The 19,879-nt window shown below is 61.0% G+C and carries 21 protein-coding genes; 20 read left to right on the top strand and 1 reads right to left on the bottom strand.

Translation table 11 applies throughout. The annotated features are described in order from the left end of the window. Positions 1-43: 43 nt before the first annotated feature. The 7 genes from DARO_RS19380 to DARO_RS19350 are packed head-to-tail and all read left to right on the top strand — an operon-like array spanning position 44 to position 5,035. A complete protein-coding gene (locus tag DARO_RS19380) occupies positions 44-313 on the top strand; it encodes a phenol hydroxylase subunit (RefSeq protein ID WP_011289522.1) in 270 nt (89 codons plus the stop codon). A 41-nt stretch (positions 314-354) separates the two neighbouring features. After that, positions 355-1,344: an aromatic/alkene monooxygenase hydroxylase subunit beta gene (locus DARO_RS19375; RefSeq protein ID WP_011289521.1), complete on the top strand. Its 990-nt coding sequence runs from the start codon at positions 355-357 to the stop codon at positions 1,342-1,344. A gap of 8 nt (positions 1,345-1,352) precedes the next feature. Then, positions 1,353-1,622, top strand: coding sequence for an MmoB/DmpM family protein (locus tag DARO_RS19370; RefSeq protein WP_011289520.1), 270 nt, complete (start codon positions 1,353-1,355; stop codon positions 1,620-1,622). Positions 1,623-1,636: 14 nt separating this feature from the next. Further along, complete coding sequence (locus DARO_RS19365; RefSeq protein ID WP_011289519.1) at positions 1,637-3,190, top strand: aromatic/alkene/methane monooxygenase hydroxylase/oxygenase subunit alpha; 1,554 nt, start codon at positions 1,637-1,639, stop codon at positions 3,188-3,190. 58 nt (positions 3,191-3,248) lie between these two features. After that, positions 3,249-3,605: a phenol hydroxylase subunit P4 gene (locus DARO_RS19360; RefSeq protein ID WP_011289518.1), complete on the top strand. Its 357-nt coding sequence runs from the start codon at positions 3,249-3,251 to the stop codon at positions 3,603-3,605. Between the two features lie 12 nt (positions 3,606-3,617). Beyond that, positions 3,618-4,679: a phenol 2-monooxygenase domain-containing protein gene (locus DARO_RS19355; protein ID WP_011289517.1), complete on the top strand. Its 1,062-nt coding sequence runs from the start codon at positions 3,618-3,620 to the stop codon at positions 4,677-4,679. Positions 4,680-4,696: 17 nt separating this feature from the next. Next, positions 4,697-5,035 carry a 2Fe-2S iron-sulfur cluster binding domain-containing protein gene (locus DARO_RS19350; protein ID WP_011289516.1) on the top strand — a complete coding sequence of 113 codons (339 nt, stop codon included), beginning with the start codon at positions 4,697-4,699 and terminating at the stop codon, positions 5,033-5,035. Between the two features lie 12 nt (positions 5,036-5,047). Here DARO_RS19350 and DARO_RS19345 read toward each other — a convergent pair whose 3' ends face one another. Continuing rightward, positions 5,048-5,755, bottom strand: coding sequence for an FCD domain-containing protein (locus DARO_RS19345; RefSeq protein ID WP_011289515.1), 708 nt, complete (start codon positions 5,753-5,755; stop codon positions 5,048-5,050). Positions 5,756-5,937: 182 nt separating this feature from the next. Here DARO_RS19345 and DARO_RS19340 point away from each other — a divergent pair, with 182 nt between their 5' ends. The 13 genes from DARO_RS19340 to DARO_RS19280 all read left to right on the top strand — a co-directional run bounded on the left by DARO_RS19340 (position 5,938) and on the right by DARO_RS19280 (position 19,871). After that, complete coding sequence (locus tag DARO_RS19340) at positions 5,938-6,864, top strand: catechol 2,3-dioxygenase (RefSeq protein WP_011289514.1); 927 nt, start codon at positions 5,938-5,940, stop codon at positions 6,862-6,864. Next, positions 6,864-7,292 carry a heme-binding protein gene (locus DARO_RS19335; RefSeq protein ID WP_011289513.1) on the top strand — a complete coding sequence of 143 codons (429 nt, stop codon included), beginning with the start codon at positions 6,864-6,866 and terminating at the stop codon, positions 7,290-7,292. Before DARO_RS19340 ends, DARO_RS19335 begins: the two co-directional genes overlap by 1 nt. Before the next feature lie 22 nt (positions 7,293-7,314). After that, on the top strand, positions 7,315-8,769 hold the full coding sequence (locus tag DARO_RS19330; RefSeq protein WP_011289512.1) for a 2-hydroxymuconic semialdehyde dehydrogenase: 1,455 nt from the start codon (positions 7,315-7,317) through the stop codon (positions 8,767-8,769). Between the two features lie 12 nt (positions 8,770-8,781). Next, positions 8,782-9,606, top strand: a complete 825-nt coding sequence (locus tag DARO_RS19325) for an alpha/beta fold hydrolase (RefSeq protein ID WP_011289511.1) — start codon at positions 8,782-8,784, stop codon at positions 9,604-9,606. A gap of 22 nt (positions 9,607-9,628) precedes the next feature. Further along, positions 9,629-10,411, top strand: a complete 783-nt coding sequence (gene dmpE, locus DARO_RS19320; RefSeq protein WP_011289510.1) for a 2-oxopent-4-enoate hydratase — start codon at positions 9,629-9,631, stop codon at positions 10,409-10,411. Between the two features lie 14 nt (positions 10,412-10,425). After that, positions 10,426-11,220 carry an SDR family oxidoreductase gene (locus DARO_RS19315; protein ID WP_011289509.1) on the top strand — a complete coding sequence of 265 codons (795 nt, stop codon included), beginning with the start codon at positions 10,426-10,428 and terminating at the stop codon, positions 11,218-11,220. A 25-nt stretch (positions 11,221-11,245) separates the two neighbouring features. Continuing rightward, a complete protein-coding gene (locus DARO_RS19310) occupies positions 11,246-12,160 on the top strand; it encodes an acetaldehyde dehydrogenase (acetylating) (protein WP_011289508.1) in 915 nt (304 codons plus the stop codon). Positions 12,161-12,180: 20 nt separating this feature from the next. Next, complete coding sequence (dmpG, locus tag DARO_RS19305; protein ID WP_011289507.1) at positions 12,181-13,212, top strand: 4-hydroxy-2-oxovalerate aldolase; 1,032 nt, start codon at positions 12,181-12,183, stop codon at positions 13,210-13,212. Continuing rightward, positions 13,209-13,997, top strand: a complete 789-nt coding sequence (dmpH, locus tag DARO_RS19300; protein ID WP_011289506.1) for a 2-oxo-3-hexenedioate decarboxylase — start codon at positions 13,209-13,211, stop codon at positions 13,995-13,997. The genes dmpG and dmpH overlap by 4 nt, the downstream gene beginning before the upstream one ends. A gap of 16 nt (positions 13,998-14,013) precedes the next feature. Beyond that, entirely contained in the window at positions 14,014-14,205 is a 192-nt protein-coding gene (thmT, locus tag DARO_RS19295) for a 2-hydroxymuconate tautomerase (protein WP_011289505.1), read from the top strand. Positions 14,206-14,454: 249 nt separating this feature from the next. Continuing rightward, on the top strand, positions 14,455-15,420 hold the full coding sequence (locus tag DARO_RS19290) for a YCF48-related protein (protein ID WP_011289504.1): 966 nt from the start codon (positions 14,455-14,457) through the stop codon (positions 15,418-15,420). Positions 15,421-15,440: 20 nt separating this feature from the next. After that, positions 15,441-17,831 carry an MMPL family transporter gene (locus DARO_RS19285; protein WP_011289503.1) on the top strand — a complete coding sequence of 797 codons (2,391 nt, stop codon included), beginning with the start codon at positions 15,441-15,443 and terminating at the stop codon, positions 17,829-17,831. Between the two features lie 78 nt (positions 17,832-17,909). Next, a complete protein-coding gene (locus DARO_RS19280; protein ID WP_497463003.1) occupies positions 17,910-19,871 on the top strand; it encodes a DUF1302 family protein in 1,962 nt (653 codons plus the stop codon). Positions 19,872-19,879 lie beyond the last annotated feature (8 nt).

Genomic DNA, 19,879 nt, shown 5'->3' with positions numbered 1-19,879 from the left:
GCCCTGTAGCGAGATGCGCTGCGCAGTTTTCAGGAGAGAAGCGATGGGGCAAGAAGAGAGGCAAGGCAGCACGTTTGATGCAGGGCGTCGTTACGTTCGCATCTGCAAGCGTCGTCCGAATGGCTTCATCGAATTCGAGTTTTCGATCGGCGATCCGGAACTGGCTGTCGAGCTGATGTTGCCGGAACCCGCTTTCCACGAGTTTTGTCTGGCCAACGAAGTCATCGTGCTCGATCCGGCAACTTCGGATCAGGGCGACTGGGTTTCCCGGTTGAACGATGCCTCGCGCCAGGGTTTTGAAGACGCAGTCTGAACACACCATCCCGCCAGCGGGAATAACGAGAGGAGACCTACATGCAGATTGATCTGCGTACCGTGGCAATCAAGCCTTTGCGCCATACCTTCGATCACCTGGTCGAGCGCTTCGGCGACAAGCCGGCCAGCCGTTATCAGGAAGGCAGCTACAACATCCAGCAGGAACACATCTTCCATTACCGGCCGAGCTGGGATGCCGACCATGTGCTGTTCGACAAGAAGCGCACCAAGATCCAGATGAAGGACTGGTATGCGCTGAAGGATCCGCGCCAGTTTTACTACGGTGCCTACACGATCGCCCGTGCCCGGCAGCAGGATGCCACCGAGTCGAGCTTCGAGATGATCGAGGACCGCGGCCTGGCCGAGCTGATCCCGGCCGACCTGAAGCAGACCGCGCTCGATGTGCTGGTGCCGATGCGCCATGTCGAGTGGGGCGGCAACATGGGTAATTCCTATATCGCGGCCTATGGCTACGGTACGGTCATCACCCAGCCCTGCCTCTATCACGCCATGGACCACCTCGGCGTCGCCCAGTACCTGACCCGCATCGGTCTTGTGCTCGACGGCCCGGACGCCCTCGATGCCGCCAAGGAAGCCTGGATGTCCGGCGCCACCTGGCAACCGATGCGCCAGCACGTCGAGAACCTGCTGGTCCTGCAGGACTGGTTTGAAATCTTCGTCGCCCAGAACCTGGTGCTCGAAGGCCTGCTCAACCCGATGCTCTACGACTACCTGGATGCCCAGTTCTCGGCCAACGGGGGTACGGCGATCTCGATGATGACGCGCTTCATGGGCGAATGGTCGGCCGAAACCGCCAAGTGGGTCGATGCCCAGATCAAGGTCGCCGCTGCCGAATCGCCCGAGAACAAGGCTCAACTGAGCGAATGGGTTCAGCAGTACCGCGGTGCCACGCTCAAGGCCCTGGCCCCGATCGCCCAGCGTGCCTTCGGCGACAAGGCCGACGATCTGATGGCCGAACTCACGTCCGAATTCAACGCCCGCTGCGCCAAGCTTGGCCTGGCTGTGTAGGAGTATCCATGTCTACCGTATTCATCGCTTTTCAAACCAACGAGGACACCCGTCCGATCGTCGAATCGATCCTCGCCGACAACCCGCATGCCGTGCTCGACGAGCAGCCGGCCATGGTCAAGATCAATGCCGAAGGCAGCCTGGTCATCAAGCGCGAATCCATTGAGGAACGCATTGGCCGCGATTTCGACCTGCAGGAGCTGCAGGTCAACCTGATCACACTCTCCGGTTATCTGGACGAGGACGACGACCAGCTGACGCTGGCCTGGAAAAACTGAGCAAGGAGACTCTCATGGACATGAAAGCCAACAAGAAAAAGCTGGGCCTGAAGGAAAAGTACGCCCACATGACACGCGGCCTGGATTGGGAAACCACCTACCAGCCGAAGGACAAGGTATTTCCGCAAGCCACCTTCGAGGGCATCAAGGTGCACGACTGGGACAAGTGGGAAGACCCCTTCCGCCTGACCATGGATGCCTACTGGAAATACCAGGCTGAAAAGGAGCGCAAGCTGTACGCCGTGCTCGACGCCTTCGCCCAGAACAACGGCCACCTCGGGATTACCGATGCGCGCTATCTGAGTGCCGTCAAACTGTTCCTGACCGGCATTTCGCCGCTGGAGTATATGGCCCACCGTGGTTTCGCTGCAGCCGGCCGTAATTTCCCCGGCGTTGGTCCCCGCGTTGCCTGCCTGATGCAGTCGATCGACGAAGTGCGTCATGCCCAGACCCAGATCCACGCCCTGTCGAACTACAACAAGTTCTACGAAGGCTTCCATGCCGGCGCAAGCCACCAGATCGAACGCCTCTGGTACCTGTCGGTGCCCAAGTCCTTCTTCGACGACGCCTTCAGTGCCGGCCCCTTCGAATGGATGATCGCCATCGGCTTCTCCTTCGAATACGTGCTGACCAACCTGTTGTTCGTGCCCTTCATGTCCGGTGCTGCCTACAACGGCGACATGGCGACCGTGACCTTCGGTTTCTCGGCGCAATCCGACGAAGCCCGCCACATGACGCTGGGCCTCGAGTGCATCAAGTTCATGCTCGAACAGGATCCGGACAACCTGCCCATCGTCCAGAAGTGGATCGACAAGTGGGCCTGGCGCGGTATCCGCGTGTTGAGCCTGGTCTCCACGATGATGGACTACATGCTGCCGAAGCGCGTGATGAGCTGGAAGGAAGCCTGGGAAATCTACTTCGAGCAGAACGGCGGCGCGCTGTTCAACGATCTGGCCAAGTACGGCATCAAGGTCCCGGACTGCATCGCCCAATGCACCGTCGACAAGGAGCATCAGTCGCACCAGCTGTGGCTGACCTTGTGCACCCACTCGCATGCGATGGGCCTGCACACCTGGCTGCCCGATGCCGACGAGATGGACTGGTTGTCGGCGAAATACCCGAACACCTTCGACAAGTACTACCGTCCGCGTTTCGACGAGCTGCGCGAACGTGCCGACAAGGGCGAGCGCTTCTTCGCCAACACGCTGCCCATGCTGTGCCAGGTCTGCCAGATTCCGATGCTCTTCACCGAGCCGGACGACCCGACCAAGATCTGCTATCGCGAGTCGGAGTTCCAGGGCGAGAAGTACCACACCTGCTCGGATGGCTGTAAGCACATCTTTGACGACGAGCCGGAGAAGTACATCCAGGCCTGGTTGCCGGTATATCAGCTTTATCAGGGCAATTGCTGGCCGGAGGGCACTGATCCGACGGCCGAAGGATTCAATCCGGTGGCCAAGTATCTCGAATGGTGCCACATCGATGCCAAGGACACCGGCGATTACGAAGGCTCCGGTGACCAGGCGAACTTTGCTGCCTGGCGTGGCGCGGCCACCCAGAACACCTGATCAATCAGTATCAACGGAGGGCAGCTTTGCCCTCCGGACAAAAATTTAGGAGACAAACATGGCTGTCACAGCCCTCTACGATTATCAATATCCTGCCGCCGATACTCAGGACAAATTTCATGGTAACCAACTGCTCTTCGTTGGTTGGGATGACCATTTTCTGTTTGTTGCGCCGCTCGCTTTTTCGGTGTCGCCGAATACCAAGTTTTCCGATCTGGTCGAGAAGAACCTGACGTTTGCTTACGGCCGTCACTCCGACTGGGCCAAGGTCGACTTCAGCAAGGCCGTTTGGCTGAAGTCCGGCCAGCCGTTCCAGCCTGATTTCAACAAGACGCTGGCCGAGCAGGGGCTCAAGCACAAGGATGCGCTGCGCTTGCAAACTCCGGGCCTGAACGGCAACGGTACCTGTTTCTGAGCCGGGGGCGTCATGGCTTACGAACTGACCATTGAACCGCTCGGCCAGACCATCGAGGTTGAGGATGGGCAGACCATTCTCGACGCTGCGCTGCGCGCTGGCATCTACCTGCCGCACGCCTGCTGTCACGGCCTGTGCGCGACCTGCAAGGTGCAGGTCACGGATGGCGAAGTCGATCAGGGCGAGGCGTCGACCTTCGCGTTGATGGATTTCGAGCGTGAGGAAGGTAAATGCCTGGCCTGCTGTGCCCGTCTCGAATCCGACGTAGTGATCGAAGCCGAGATCGAGGACGATCCCGATTCCGAAAACCTGCCGGTCAAGGATTACAGCGGCGAGGTGGTCCGTATCGAAACCCTGACGCCGACCATCAAGGGCATCTGGCTCAAGCTGGACCGGCCGATGAAGTTCCAGGCCGGCCAGTACGTCAATCTGGAAGTCGATGCCCTGGGGGGCCAGACGCGCGCCTTCTCGCTGGCCAATTCGCCGCAGACCGGCGACATTGTCGAGCTGAACGTGCGCATCGTGCCGGGCGGTCAGGTCACCACCTGGCTGCACGAGCAGTTGGCCGTCGGAGACCGGCTGAAATTCACCGGTCCCTATGGTCGTTTCTTCGTCAAGAAGTCGGCCAATGTCCCGTTGATCTTCATGGCTGGCGGTTCCGGTCTGTCCAGTCCGAAATCGATGATCGAGGACCTGCTCAGCGAAGGCTGCTCCCTGCCAATCACCCTCGTATATGGCCAGCGCAGCCGCGCCGAGCTGTATTACGACGCCGAGTTCCGGGAGCTCGCCGCGAAATACCCGAACTTCAACTACGTACCATCGCTGTCCGATGAACCGGCTGGCTCAGATTGGTCGGGCTCGCGCGGCTTTGTGCACGAGGCGGCCAAGGCGCATTTCGATAATGACTTCCGTGGCCACAAGGCTTACCTGTGCGGGCCACCAGCCATGATCGAAGCCTGCATCACGACCTTGATCCAGGGCCGGCTGTTCGAGCGGGACATCTACATGGAGAAATTCTTCTCCGCGGCCGATGCCTCGCAACAACTGAAAAGCCCGCTGTTCAAGAACATCTGACCATCGACGGAGCAGCTATGATCTATTTCAACGTGCTGATCGAGGAAACCGGCGAGACCTTTCGTTGCTCACCCAACGAATCCTTGCTGGTGGGCATGGAGCGCCTTGGCAAGAAGGGCATTCCGGTCGGTTGCCGGGGGGGCGGGTGCGGCGTGTGCAAGGTGGAAATCACCTCGGGCGACTACGTCAAACGGGTGATGAGTCGCGATTACGTCAGTGTCGAGGACGAGGCGGCAGGCCGGGTGCTGGCCTGCCGGGTGCGACCGAGCAGCGACATCACCTTGCGGGTGCTTGGCAAGATGGCCAAGAACGTTTGCCGGACGTCGGCGACACAGGCGGTGGCGGCCGCAGCGTAGCGGCCGAAACGGTCATGCCCGCAGTTTGGCGTTCAGTTGTTCAGCCGGAATGGCCTGCACCGAGCGGAAAGTCAGCAGGATGTGCTCGGACAGGATGGCTGCAGCCTTGTCCGCCTCGCGGTTGATGGCGGCGTGGAGCAAGGCCTCATGTTCGACATGAATATCGCGGGGAATCGGTTGCAGGTAGAGCGACAGGCGCCGATAGCGTTCGGCCTGGAAATAGAGGATGGACAGGAAATGTTTGAGCCAGCGGGAGGGGCAGGCCGCGATCAGAACCTCGTGAAAGATCCGGTTGCGCTCTTCCCATTCCTCGCGGGCTTCGCTGCCGATCCGCTTTTCCTCGGCCTTGGCCAGGCGGTGAAAGGCAGCAACGAGGTCGGCTTCCCAGGCATCGTCGCCCATCGCGATCGACTGGCGCAGGGCCTCGCATTCGAGCATCACGCGGGTCTGGGCGATGTCTTCGAAGTCGGCCAGCGAGACCGGGGCGACGCGGAAACCGCGCTGTCCCTGGCTGACGACCAGGGCGTCGGAGATGAGCAGGGAAAGCGCCTCGCGCAGTGTGCCGGCGCCGACCCCGTAGTTGTCCTTGAGGTGCTCGACGCGGAGCTTTTCACCGGGGGCGAGGTTGCCTTCGATGATGTCCCGGCGCAGGGCGCGATAGGCGGATTCGACCAGGGTCTTGGGTTCGGCCAGGCCTTCGGCGACGACATTGTTGTTCATGGTATTTGAATAGCTGACAGGAAACGGACAGGAAAATTTTAACCCGATAACAGCAATTGTCGGGTGTATTTAAAAATCTCGAGAAAATATATTGACATCGAGATTGGTTGTAAATATCGTTACGTTAAATCGATTGCATGGATTTTGTGCAGTTATCAAATCTAAAAAAGAGGAGCAGACAAATGGCAATGACAGGCGTACTTCGTCCCGGGCACATTCAGATGCGGGTGCTCGACATGGCAGAAAGCGTTGATTTCTATTCAAAGGTGTTGGGCCTGATCGAAACCGGTCGCGATGCCCAGGGCCGCGTTTATTTCAAGACTTGGGAAGAGCGCGATCACAACAGCGTGATCCTGCGCCAGGCCGATAGCGCCGGCATCGACTTCTTCGCCTTCAAGGTCGATAGCGATGCGACGCTGGCCAAGCTGGAAAAGGATCTGAACGCCTACGGCGTCGCCACCAAGCGCATTCCGGCCGGCGAATTGCTGGAAACCGGCGAGCGCGTGCGTTTCACGCTGCCGACCGGCCACGACATCGAGCTGTATTCGCAAAAGACCGCCATCGGCAACGACATGGGCGAACTCAATCCGGAAGCCTGGTGCGCCTCGGCCGAAAAGGGCATCGCCCCGATCCGCCTCGACCACTGCCTGCTCTACGGGCCGGATATCGAAAAGGCCCAGGCCATCTTCCAGGACGTGCTCGGCTTCTTCTTGGTCGAGCACATCGCGCTCGACGACAACCAGGATCTGGCCATCTGGCTGTCGTGCTCGACCAAGGCCCATGACATCGCCTTCGTCCGTCATCCGGAACCGGGCAAGCTGCACCACGTTTCCTTCCTGCTCGAAACCTGGGAGCAGGTACTGCGCGCCGCCGACCTGATGTCGATGAACCGCGTTTCGATCGACATCGGCCCGACGCGCCATGGCGTGACCCGCGGCACGACCATCTACGCCTTCGACCCGAACGGCAATCGCTTCGAAACCTTCTGCGGTGGCAACTATGCCTACCCGGATCAGAAACCGACGAAGTGGACGATGGATGAAGTGGGCGCCGCCGTGTTCTATCACGACCGCAAGTTGAACGATCGCTTCCTGACGGTGGTGACCTGATGCAAGTCGCCGTCAGCACGCCGGGGATCACTGCCGAGGCAGCCTCCGCAGCTTGTGCGGCGGCGGTTGCTTTCGCGGCGGCCAAGGGATGGAAGATCAACGTCGCGGTCGTCGACCGCGGCGGCAACCTGATGGCCTTCCTGCGTCAGCCGGGGGCGTTCATCCACTCGATCAATATCGCCATCGACAAGGCCTACACCTCGGCCAGCTTCGGCTTCCCGACCAAGGCCTGGATGGGGGCGATTGGCCACGACGACGGGATGAAATTCGGCTTCTCCAACCAGCCGCGCCTGATCGTTTTCGGCGGCGGCCTGCCGGTGCCCGGCGAGGGCAGCGAGTGGATCGGCGGTATCGGTGTTTCCGGCGCCTCGGAGTCCGAGGACGAAGAGTGTGCCAAGGCTGGGCTGGCGGCCATCGGGCTGGCCTGACAACAAAACCACAGAGGACAGAATGAAACAGATCCTGAATTTTATTAACGGCGAGTTCGTTGCTACAGGGAAGCAGTTCGAGAAGCGGACGCCGCTCGACAACTCGCTGATCGGCATGGTGCATGAAGCCGGCAAGGCCGAGGTTGATGCCGCGGTCAAGGCAGCGCACGATGCGCTGGAAGGGCCGTGGGGCAAGATGACCGTGGTCGAGCGCACCGATATCCTGAACAAGGTGGCCGACGAGATTACCCGTCGCTTCGACGAATTCCTCGAAGCCGAATGTGCCGATACCGGCAAGCCGAAGAGCTTGGCTTCTCATATCGACATCCCGCGCGGCGCAGCCAATTTCAAGATTTTCGCCGACGTGATCAAGAACGCGCCGACCGAGTTCTTCGAAATGGCGACACCGGATGGCAAGGGCGCGCTGAACTACGCCATCCGGCGCCCGGTGGGCGTGGTCGGTGTGGTCTGCCCGTGGAACCTGCCGCTGCTGCTGATGACCTGGAAGGTTGGTCCGGCGCTGGCCTGCGGCAACACGGTCGTCGTCAAGCCGTCGGAAGAAACCCCGTCGACGGCCACCCTGCTCGGCGAAGTGATGAATGCCTGCGGCGTGCCCAAGGGCGTCTACAACGTCGTGCATGGTTTCGGGCCGAATTCGGCCGGCGAATTCCTGACCACCAACCAGAACGTGAATGCGATCACCTTTACTGGCGAGACCCGTACCGGTGCTGCGATCATGAAGGCCGCTGCCGACGGTGCCCGCCCGGTATCGCTGGAAATGGGCGGCAAGAACCCGGCCATCGTTTTTGCCGACGCCAATCTGGATGTCGCGATCGAAGCCACGCTGCGCTCCTGCTTCTCGAACTGTGGCCAGGTCTGCCTGGGCACCGAGCGTGTCTATGTCGAGCGCCCGTTCTTCGAGACCTTCGTGGCTGCCCTGAAGGCCGGTGCCGAAAAGCTCAAGCTCGGCGTGCCGAGCGACCCGAGCGCCAACATGGGGCCACTGGTCAGCCAGGAACACCGCAACAAGGTCTTGTCGTATTACAAGAAGGCCGTCGAGGAGGGCGCCACCGTGGTTACTGGTGGTGGCATCCCCGACATGCCGGGCGAGCTGGCCAATGGCGCCTGGGTGCAGCCGACCATCTGGACCGGTCTCGACGACAACGCTGCCGTGGTTCGCGAAGAGATCTTCGGACCTTGCACGACCGTGATGCCGTTCGACAGCGAAGATGAAGTGATCAAGCGCGCCAACAACACGACCTACGGTCTGGCCGCCTCGGTCTTCACCCAGGACGTCAATCGCGCTCACCGCGTTGCTGGTCGTATCGAAGCCGGCCTGGTCTGGGTGAACAGCTGGTTCCTGCGCGACTTGCGCACGCCGTTCGGTGGCGCCAAGCAGTCCGGTATCGGCCGCGAGGGTGGTGTGCATTCACTTGAGTTCTACACCGAACTCAAGAACGTCTGCATCAAGCTGTAAGGCGATCCGAACATGTCCGCAACTTCTCCCGAAATCGGCCAGCGCATCGTCGCCGGCGGCATCGAAACCAACTATCACGATCTCGGTAGCGGGGCCCCGGTGCTGCTCATCCACGGCTCCGGCCCGGGGGTGACGGCATGGGCCAACTGGCGTCTGGTTCTGCCGGAGCTGGCCAAGACCTGCCGCGCCATCGCGCCGGACATGGTTGGCTTCGGCTATACCGAGCGGCCGGCCGGTATCGAATACGGTGTCGATGGCTGGGTCAATCAGGCTGTCGGTTTGCTTGACGCACTGGGTATCGAACAGACCGACCTGATCGGCAACTCCTTCGGTGGCGCCATTGCACTGGCGCTGGCCATCCGCCACCCGCAGCGCGTGCGTCGGCTGGTATTGATGGGCAGCGTCGGCGTGCCGTTCGAACTGACGCCGGAACTCGATGCGGCGTGGGGCTATGAGCCGTCATTGCAAGCCATGCGTGGCCTGCTCGATATCTTTGCCTACGACCGCAGTCTGGTCACCGACGAGCTGGCCGAACTGCGTTATCAGGCCAGCATCCGGCCCGGTTTTCAGGAATCGTTTTCGGCCATGTTCCCGGCCCCGCGCCAGCGCTGGGTCGATGCGATGGCCAGTGCCGAGGCCGATATCCGGGCGCTCAGGCACAAGACGCTGGTCATCCACGGTCGTGACGACCGGGTGATTCCGCTGAGCAACTCCCTGACCCTGAACCGCTGGATCGACGACTCGCAACTGCATGTTTTCGGCCGCTGCGGGCACTGGGTCCAGATCGAACACAACCGCGACTTCAACCAGCTGGTCAGCAATTTCCTGGCCGCATAACGAAAGAGCACGAGAAACCATCATGGAACAATCGCAAATCACCCAACTCGGCGACGAGCTCTACGAAGCGCTGGTTGCCGGCAAGACGGTCAGCCCGCTGACTTCGCGTGGCTTCGACATCACCATCGAGGACGCCTACCACATCCAGCAGCAGATGCTGTCGCGCCGCCTGGCCAAGGGCGAACGCGTCATCGGCAAGAAGATCGGCGTCACCAGCAAGCCGGTCATGAACCTGCTCGGCGTGCATCAGCCGGACTTCGGCTACCTGCTCGACGGCATGGTCTACAACGAAGGCGAATCCATCGAGATGAGCTCGCTGATCCAGCCGAAAGCCGAGGGCGAAATTGCCTTCCTGCTCAAGAAGGATCTGAAAGGGCCGGGCGTGACGGCGGCTGACGTACTGGCGGCGACCGAAGGCGTCATGGCCTGTTTCGAGATCGTCGATTCGCGTATTACCGACTGGAAGATCAAGATCCAGGACACCGTGGCCGACAACGCCTCCTGCGGCGTCTTCGTGCTCGGTGACCAACTGGTCGACATCAGCAACGTCGATCTTGGCCTGTGTGGCATGGTCCTCGAAAAGAACGGCGAAATCGTCGTCACCGGCGCCGGCGCCGCGACGATGGGTCACCCGGTCAATGCCATGGTCTGGCTGGCCAACACGCTGGGCAAGCTTGGCATCACCCTGAAGGCCGGCGATATCGTGCTGTCCGGTGCGATGGGCGCCATGGTTCCGGTGGTCAAGGGCGACAACCTGCGCATGACCATCGGCGGCATCGGCGGTTGTTCCGTCCGTTTTGTCTAAGCCGGCAGCCTGACATGGACTTCCAGATCAAATCGAAGACTGCGGTCGTTTCCGGATCGACCGTCGGCATCGGCTTTGCCATCGCCACCGAGCTGGCTCGCGAAGGCGCCCGGGTGGTGATCAACGGTCGCAGCCAGAAAAGTGTCGATGCGGCGCTTGGCCGCCTGCGTTCGCTGGTGGCTGGCGCCGACGTACAGGGCGTGGTGGCTGATTTGTCCACGGCGGAAGGTTGCCAGTTCCTGTTCGACGCCTGTCCGCAGGCCGACATTCTGGTCAACAACCTCGGCATCTTCGATCCGGTGCCCTTCGACGCCATCCCTGACAGCGAATGGCAGCGCTTTTTCGACGTCAACGTGATGAGCGGCGTCCGTCTGGCCCGTCATTACCTGCCGGCCATGAAGGCGGCCAACTGGGGACGTATCGTGTTCATCTCCAGCGAATCCGGCATCAACACGCCGGGCGAGATGGTCCATTACGGCATGACCAAGTCGGCCCAGCTCGCCGTGTCGCGCGGTCTGGCCCAGAGTTGCGCCGGCACCGGTGTCACGGTCAATGCCGTGCTGCCCGGCCCGACGCGCTCGGAAGGTGTTGGCGAATTCTTCGGCAAGCTGGCCGCCGAGTCCGGCATCAGCCTCGATGAAATGGAACGCCGTTTCTTCGCCGAAGGGCGCCCGACCTCAATTATCAAACGCATGATCGATCCGGCCGAAGTGGCTGCGCTGGTCGCCTACGTCTGCAGCGCGAGAGCGGCTGCGACGACCGGTGCCGCGCTGCGCGTCGAGGGCGGCATCGTTTCCACCATTTGCTGAACAACGATCAATAAGGAAAATATTGATGACCCAAAAAATCAAATGCGCCCTGATTGGACCGGGCAATATCGGCACCGACCTGCTCTACAAGCTGAAGCGCAGCCCCTTCCTTGAACCGGTCTGGATGATCGGTATCGACCCCGAATCCGAAGGCCTGAAGCGCGCTGCCGAGATGGGCCTGAAGACCTGCGCCACTGGGGTCGATGGTTTCCTGCCCCACGTCCTTGAAGACAACGTGCAGATCGCCTTCGACGCCACCTCGGCCTACGTCCATGCCGAGAACTCCCGCAAGCTGAATGCCCTCGGCGTCCTGATGATCGACCTGACCCCCGCCGCCATCGGCCCGTTCTGCGTGCCGCCGGTCAATCTGAAGGAACACGTCGGGCGTCGTGAAATGAACGTCAACATGGTCACCTGCGGTGGCCAGGCCACCATCCCGATGGTCGCTGCCGTTTCCCGCGTCCAGCCGGTCGCCTACGGCGAAATCGTCGCCACGGTGTCTTCGAAGAGCGCCGGCCCCGGCACCCGCAAGAACATCGACGAATTCACCCGCACCACCGCTGGTGCTGTCGAAAAAGTCGGCGGCGCCAAGAAGGGCAAGGCCATCATCATCATCAACCCGGCCGAACCGCCGCTCGTCATGCGCGACACCGTGCACTGCCTGACCGAAACCGCCCCGGACCAGGCCGCGATCACCGAATCGATCCACGCCATGATCAAGGAAGTCCAGAAGTACGTGCCGGGCTACCGCCTGGTCAATGGTCCGGTCTTCGATGGCAACCGCGTCTCCGTCTACATGGAAGTCACCGGTCTCGGCGACTTCCTGCCGACCTACGCCGGCAACCTCGACATCATGACCGCCGCCGGTGCGCGCACCGCCGAAATGTTCGCCGAAGAAATGATCAAGGGCACGCTCAAGCTTGAGCCGGTGCACGCCTAAGGAATAAGGAGAAAAGACAAATGACCCTCAAAGGCAAAAAAGTCACCGTCCATGACATGACCCTGCGCGATGGCATGCATCCCAAGCGTCACCTGATGACTCTCGACCAGATGACCGCCATCGCCACCGGCCTCGACGCCGCCGGCGTGCCGCTGATCGAAGTCACCCACGGCGATGGCCTGGGTGGTTCCTCGGTCAACTACGGCTTCCCGGCCCATACCGATGAAGAGTATCTCGGCGCCGTCATCCCGAAGATGAAGAACGCCAAGGTCTCCGCCCTGCTGCTGCCCGGTATCGGCACTGTCGATCACCTGAAGATGGCACGTGACCTCGGCGTGCACACTATTCGTGTCGCCACCCACTGTACGGAAGCGGATGTCTCCGAACAGCACATCACCATGGCCCGCAAGCTGGAGATGGACACCGTCGGTTTCCTGATGATGGCCCATATGAACAGTGCCGAAGGCCTGGTCAAGCAAGCCAAACTGATGGAGTCCTACGGTGCCAACTGCATCTATGTGACCGACTCGGCCGGCCACCTGCTGCCGGAAGGCGTCAAGGAAAGACTCAGTGCAGTGCGCGCCGCGCTGAAGCCGGAAACCGAACTTGGCTTCCACGGCCACCACAACCTGGCCATGGGCGTCGCCAACTCGATCGCCGCCATCGAAGTCGGGGCCAACCGGATCGACGCCGCTGCGGCTGGCCTCGGTGCCGGGGCCGGCAACACGCCGATGGAAGTGCTGATTGCCGTGTGCAGCCTGATGGGCATCGAGACCGGCGTCGATGTCGCCAAGATCACCGACGTCGCCGAAGACCTGGTCGTGCCGATGATGGACTTCCCGATCCGCATTGACCGCGATGCGCTGACCCTGGGTTATGCCGGGGTCTATGGTTCCTTCCTGCTGTTCGCCAAGCGCGCTTCGGCCAAGTACGGCGTACCGGCCCGCGACATTCTGGTCGAGCTGGGCCGGCGCGGCATGGTCGGCGGGCAGGAAGACATGATTGAAGATACCGCCATCACGATGGCACGCGAACGGGGATTGCTGAAATGAAACTGAATCAACAAACCATCGGCCAACTGGCCGAGTTGCTCGAAAACGCCGAGCTGCAAGCCCATGATGTGGTCAAGATCACCGACCCCCATCCCGAGATGGACTGGGATGATGCCTACGCCATCCAGGCCGAGATCCTGCGCCGCAAGCTGGCCCGGGGCAATCGCGTCGTTGGCCTGAAAGCCGGCCTGACTTCGCATGCCAAGATGAAGCAGATGGGCGTCGAAACGCCGTGCTTCGGCTTCCTGGTCGATTACTTCAGCGTGCCGGATGGCGGCGAGATCAAGATCAAGGAACTGATCCACCCGAAGGTCGAGCCGGAAATCGTCTTTGTGCTGAAAAAGGCGCTGAAAGGCCCGGGCTGTCATATCGGTGCCGTGCTGGCCGCGACTGATTTCATCATGCCCGGCATCGAGATCATCGACTCGCGCTACCGCGATTTCAAGTTCGACCTGAAGAGCGTCATTGCCGACAACTGCTCGTCCTCGCGCTTCGTGCTCGGTGGCCAGATGACGCCGGTGGCCGGTCTCGATCTGCGTACCCTGGGCGTGGTCATGGAAAAGAACGGCGAACCCGTTGCCATCGGCGCCGGCGCTGCCGTACTCGGCCATCCGGCGGCAGCCATCGCCATGCTGGCCAACCATCTTGGCGCCCGTGGCGAAGAGATTCCAGCCGGCACGATGATTCTTTCCGGCGGCGTCACCGAGGCAGTTGCTGTCAGTGCAGGTGATCACGTCAATCTGCGTATTCAGTCGCTGGGTAGCACCAGCGTCAAGTTCGCCTGAGAAAGCCGGAGGAAACATGCCATTCGCACAAATCTACCTGATTGAAGGTCGGACCGACGAGCAAAAGAAGCTGTTGATCGAAAAGGTCAGCGCGGCCATGTCCGAGGCGCTGGGTGCTCCGCTGGAGAACACCCGGGTCTGGATCCAGGACGTACCCAAGGCCCAGTGGGGTATCGGCGGCAAGACCGCAAAGGACTTGGGGCGCTAGTCATTCGACATGGCGGGCGGGGTGGAAGCCCCGGCCCGTCAGGCGGCGCCGGGCCGATACCCGGCAGGTATCAGAAAAACGACTAAATGGTATTGGACGGTATTGGCCGGTGTCGGCCATTATTGAATCAATAAAAAATATCGAGATTTTCTGCAATTCACGGGAAGCCAATAAATCCCGGAAGAAGCGGAAGCCGGAGCAAATCAAGGGTGTGCCGCAACAACGGTCGCCCGGTAAGGAGGAGGTTTTATGGGGCGGATATTTGCCACCCGACAATTGCCGCTGGGCGTAGCGGTGGCCGGCGCATTGCTGTCGGCCTGCACGCAAGCCCCGGACATGTCCGGTATCGCCACCGAGCGTCAGCGCTCGGTGCATCGTTACGACGTCAGCCAGGCCATTGCCAGCAATGACAAGGTGATCGTCGTCGGCACCCAGAGCGGTGTCGCGCTGGTTTCGAGCGACAAGGGCGCAAGCTGGCAGCGTCAGGCGCTCGGCCAGACTTCGCTGGTCGATATTGCCGTTTGTGCTGACAAGACCTTCGTTGCGATCGACCATTATCACAAGGTGTGGTCGGCCGATGCCGAAGGCAAGAACTGGCAATCGGCCAAGCTCGAGCAGCCGCGCACGCCGCTGGCCGTGACCTGCAGCCCGCAGGGTGGCTGGTGGGTGGCTGGCACCAATGCCGTGATCGCCGGCAGTGCCGATCAGGGCAAGACCTGGCAGGTCACCGACCTCGGCGAGGACACCCAGATCACCACCATCCAGTTCGTCAACGACAAGCAGGCGGTGGCGCTCGGCGAGTTTGGCCTGACGGTGATGTCCGAGGATGGCGGTGCCACCTGGAAGAAGGGCCCGAAGATTCCGGGTGACTTCTATCCCTACGCGGCGCTGTTCCGCGATGCCCGCGAAGGCTGGGTCAGCGGGATTGCCGGCCAGATGCTGCATACCCGCGATGGCGGCCAGACCTGGCAGAAACAGGTCAATGCCACCCAGGCTTCCCTGAACCGCCTGTTCATGCACGACGGTGGCCCGTTTGCTGTCGGCAACGGCGGTGTCATTGCCCGCCTCGAAGGCGACAGCTGGCGCAATGTGCCTTATCCGGATCCGCTGCCGATGTTCCTCGGCGGCGGGGCTTCCCTGCCAGGCCAGGCGGCGATCGTCATCGGCGGCCCCGGTGGCCTGCTGCGTGCCGTCGGCACAGCCAATAACAAATAGACCAGGGAGCGAGCAACACCATGGTGAGCCAAATCCGTCATTCCATCACCCATCGCCTGCATCAGGGCGAGGAATGGATTTTCCGTAACCCGAAGATCGTGCTGGCGCTGGTTCTGGCCGTGACGATCATGTTCGGTATCGCGCTGCCCAAGCTGCGCATCTTCACCGACTTCTCCGACCTGCTGCCGCAGAACCACGGCTACATCAAGGTCTACAACCGTCTGAAGGAGAACTTCGGCGGCGCCAACATGATCGTCATGTCGGTCGAGGTCGAGCAGGGCACCATCTTCAACGATGAAACGCTGAAGCTGATCCACGAGGCCACTCAGGGCATCGACAACCTGCCCGGCGTGAACCACAACCTGGTCAACAGCCTGACGCACCGCACGGCGCGCAAGGTCTTCCTCGATGACCAGGGCGGTTTCGCCTCCGAGTCCTATTACGATCCACTGAAGCCGACCCGCACGGTTGCCGAGCTGGAGCAGTTGAAGAAGGATGTCATCGCCAACCCGACCATCTACGGCCTGCTCGTCTCGCCGGACATGAAGGCAGCGCTGATCAAGGCGCAGCTCAACGAAGGCGACATCGATTATCCGACCACCTTCGCCGCCCTGCAGGAAGTGCGCAAGACGCTGGCCAAGCCGGGTCATCACCTCTACGTCACCGGTAATCCGGTATTGACGGGCTGGGTGTACACCTACCTGAACCAGATCGTCGAGATCATGGCCTGGACGCTGGCCCTGCTGGCGACGCTGCTCATTGTCTATTTCCGCCGCTTCTACGGCATCGCGTTGCCGCTGCTCGGCATTGCGTTGTCGTCGATCTGGGGCCTCGGCTTCATGGCGGCGATGGGCATCAACCTGGAACCGCTGTCGCTGCCGATTCCCTTCCTGATCGCGGCACGGGCGACTTCGCACGGCGTGCAGCTGGTCGTGCGCTATTACGAGGAACTGGCCATCGTCCACGACGGCAAGAAGGCAGCCCGTAATGCGCTCGACGCCTTGTTCCGCCCGGGTTCGCTGGCCATCATCGTCGATGCGGTCGGCATCGCCGTCCTCGTCCTTGGTGCTGCGCCGTTCAACCACAAGCTCGGTATGGCCGCTGGTTTTTGGGGCTTCTCGGTGATCTTCACGGTGCACTTCATGGTGCCGCTGGCCCTGACTGTCCTGCCGGCCCCGAAGAAGCACGAGAACGGCAACGAAGGCGTGCGCAACTTCCTGGCCAAGGCCATGGCGCTGACCGGTGGTACCGACGGCGGGGCGCGTTCCATCCTGATCCTGACCCTGATCGGCGCCATCGGCGGCACCTATCTGGTCGGCAAGGTGCAGCTCGGCGAATCCGAGCCGGGCTCGCCGCTGCTCCATCGCGACCACGACTACAACGTGTCGACCAAGGCGATCAACACCCGCTTCCCGGGTTCCGAGGAACTGCACGTCGTGGCCCGTACCGACGACAAGGGCGGCATCAAGCGTCCGGAAGTCATGGCCGCCATCGAACGCTTCCAGGCGCACATGCTGTCCGACCCGCAACTGGGTGGCACCAAGGCCCTGCCCGGCGTCGTCCGCGTGGTCAACAAGCTGACCCACAACGACGACCCGCGCTGGATGCAGTTGCCGGACACGGCCGACGAAATCGGCGGCCTGATGTTCGCCTACATGGCCTCCAGTCCGATCCCGGGCGCCCTGAAGGAATTCGTCACGCCGGACGAGAACGAAGCCGACATGGTGTTCTATTACAAGGACCATCAGGCCGACACGATCAACCGTATCGTCGCGCTGGCCGAGGAGGGCATCAAGCTGATCGAGAAGGACGTTCCCGGCCTGCACATCGAACTGGGCGGCGGCATCATCGGCGTCACGGCAGCCGGCAACCAGGCGCTGCATACCGACCACATGATCATCATCCCGGCGGTCATGATCCTCGCCTTCCTGATCGTCATGATCTACTACAGCTCGCTGCACGCCGGCTGGCTGATGATCCTGCCCATGCTGTTCTCGACGCTGATGACCTACGCCTACATGGGCGCCCTGAATATCGGCATCAACGTCAATACGGTGCCGGTCATTGCGGTCGGGGTCGGGGTCGGTATCGACTACGCCGTCTATTTCATGGACCGCATCCGCGAAGAGTATGCCCATCTGCGCGACATGAAAAAGGCCGCCATCACCGCCGTGGCAACCACCGGCTATGCCGTCAGCTTCACCGCGGTCACGCTGATCGCCGGCGTCGTGATGTGGATCTTCATGTCCGACCTGCGCTTCCAGTCTGACGCGGCCATCCTGCTTTCTTTCATGCTCATCGTCAACGCGATCGCCGCCGTGCTGATCGTGCCGTCATGGTGTGTCGTCTTCAAACCCAAGTTTGTGACGGCTGTTCATTACGACGAAGACGGTGTGCTGGAAAACGATTAACAACACTCCGGCTCGACCGGGGGGAACAGCAAGCACTTTTCTAACAACCATTGGGGGTTAATATCCATGGAGACAAACTTGAATACGGGAAGGCGCCTGTCGCTGCTGGCGGTGGCGCTCACCGCCTCCTTCGCAACGCAGGCGTGGGGCAACGAACTTCCTTCAATGGGCGAGGAATCCTCGCCCTGGCAGGTCGATCTGACTTACGAAAACCACACCGTCAGGCGCGAGCACACCGGTCTGGCCAAGTTCCGCAACACCATGCAGGCCGAACTCGACAAGAAGGTCGGCGATGGCTGGGGTATCCACAGCATCCTGCGCGGTAGCTGGGATGGCGTTTATCGCATGAACAGCAGCGAATACGGCAAGGATGCGGGTGGGTCGATCACGACGCAGTCGACAACGCCAGCCGGTTTGGTGACCAGCCCTTGGGGTGCTGGTCCCGTAACCCATACGCTGGTTTCAGGCTTGGGTTACCCCGGGGCTGCCGGTAACGCTTTTGTCGATTCCTATGGGGCCAATAATCCGAACAGCGGCTTGCGTGTGCTCGGTGATCGCTGGCATGCCACCGACGGTGGCGTTGGCTTCGCGGTACCGGTACGTCCCTGCGACATCGACAGCCGTGGCTGTCGCGATTTCGGCGGTTATGGAAACAAGAAGCTGTCCGAGCTCGAAATGCCGGAATTCAACAGCCGTCTCGACTTCATTCGCGAGCTGTATGCCAAGAAGACGTTCAACCTGGGTGACGGCAAGGATCTCTTCGTCAAGATCGGTAAGCAGCAGGTGGTCTGGGGCCGTACTGACCTGTTCCGCGTGCTCGATGTCATCAACCCGGTCGATTTCTCGCGCAACAATATTTACGACGAACTGTCCGATATCCGCATCCCGATGTGGATCGCCCAGGCGGAATACCGCATGGGGGCCAGCGACTGGATGCAGGATCGCAACTTCCAGATCGTCTGGAACTTCGACAAGTTCCGTCCGAACAATCTCGGTCAGTGCGGCACGCCCAACGTCATTCTCGATGCTGGCTGCTTCTTCCGTGGCATGGCCAACCTGTGGGACAACGGCGGTACGGTGGCCAACTTCGCCAACGTTGGACCGGGTACCTTGCTGGCCACCAACTTCGGTCCTGGTCAGATCGGTCTGAAGGACGTGAACCTGCCGGACTGGAGTCTCTCCAATACCCAGCTGGGTGCCAAGTATGAAGGTGTGACCATGGATGGTCTGTCCTTCTCGCTGAATGCGCTGACCTATCGTTCACAACTGCCGTCGTTGCACGGTGGGAAGCGTGCAACGAACTCGTTTACCGGCCAATACCAGAATGCCTGGCCGTATCTGATCTCGTTCGACATGGAATTCCCACGTGTCAACCTGGTTGGTGGCTCGATGGACTTCCAGATCCCGGCAGCCGGTGCGGCCGTTCGCATGGAAGCGGCCTATACGCAGGGTGAAGAGTTCTCCAACACCTCGCGTGAGCAGCTGTACTCCAAAAACGACGTTTTCCGTGCGGTCATCGGTGTCGACCGTCCGACCTTCATCCCGTTCATCAGCGAAACCTCGGCCACCCTGATCTCGGCTCAGTTGTTCTACCAGCATATCTTCAACCACGAGTGGAAGCAGGAGCAGTACGGCCCGGTCGGCATGCCGGATTGGGAAAACAACTTCATCGGCACCCTGCTGATCAAGGGCTTCCTGCGTAACGGTACGGTCAGCCCACAACTGATCCTGGCACATGACTTCCGCGCCAAAGCAACGGCGATTGCGCCGCAGGTGGAGTGGAACTACACGAACGACCTGAAGATCACCATTGGCGCCAACTACAAGCTGGCTGATGGGCGCGATCACTGGAATTTCGATGACTGCCGTGCCTGTAATCCGTTTGCGCCATTTACCGCGCCAAACGGCGATGCCAACGCGATGACGTCTTATTCGCGTGGTTTTGGTGGCATGGAACCGCTCGGTCGCTTCCGTGCCGGCCCGATTGGCGCCGCGTTCAAGGAAAACGATATTTTCCTGCGTGTGAATTACAAGTTCTGATCCAACAG

This window comes from Dechloromonas aromatica RCB (assembly GCF_000012425.1).
This window is presented reverse-complemented; position numbering and strand designations above follow the sequence as displayed.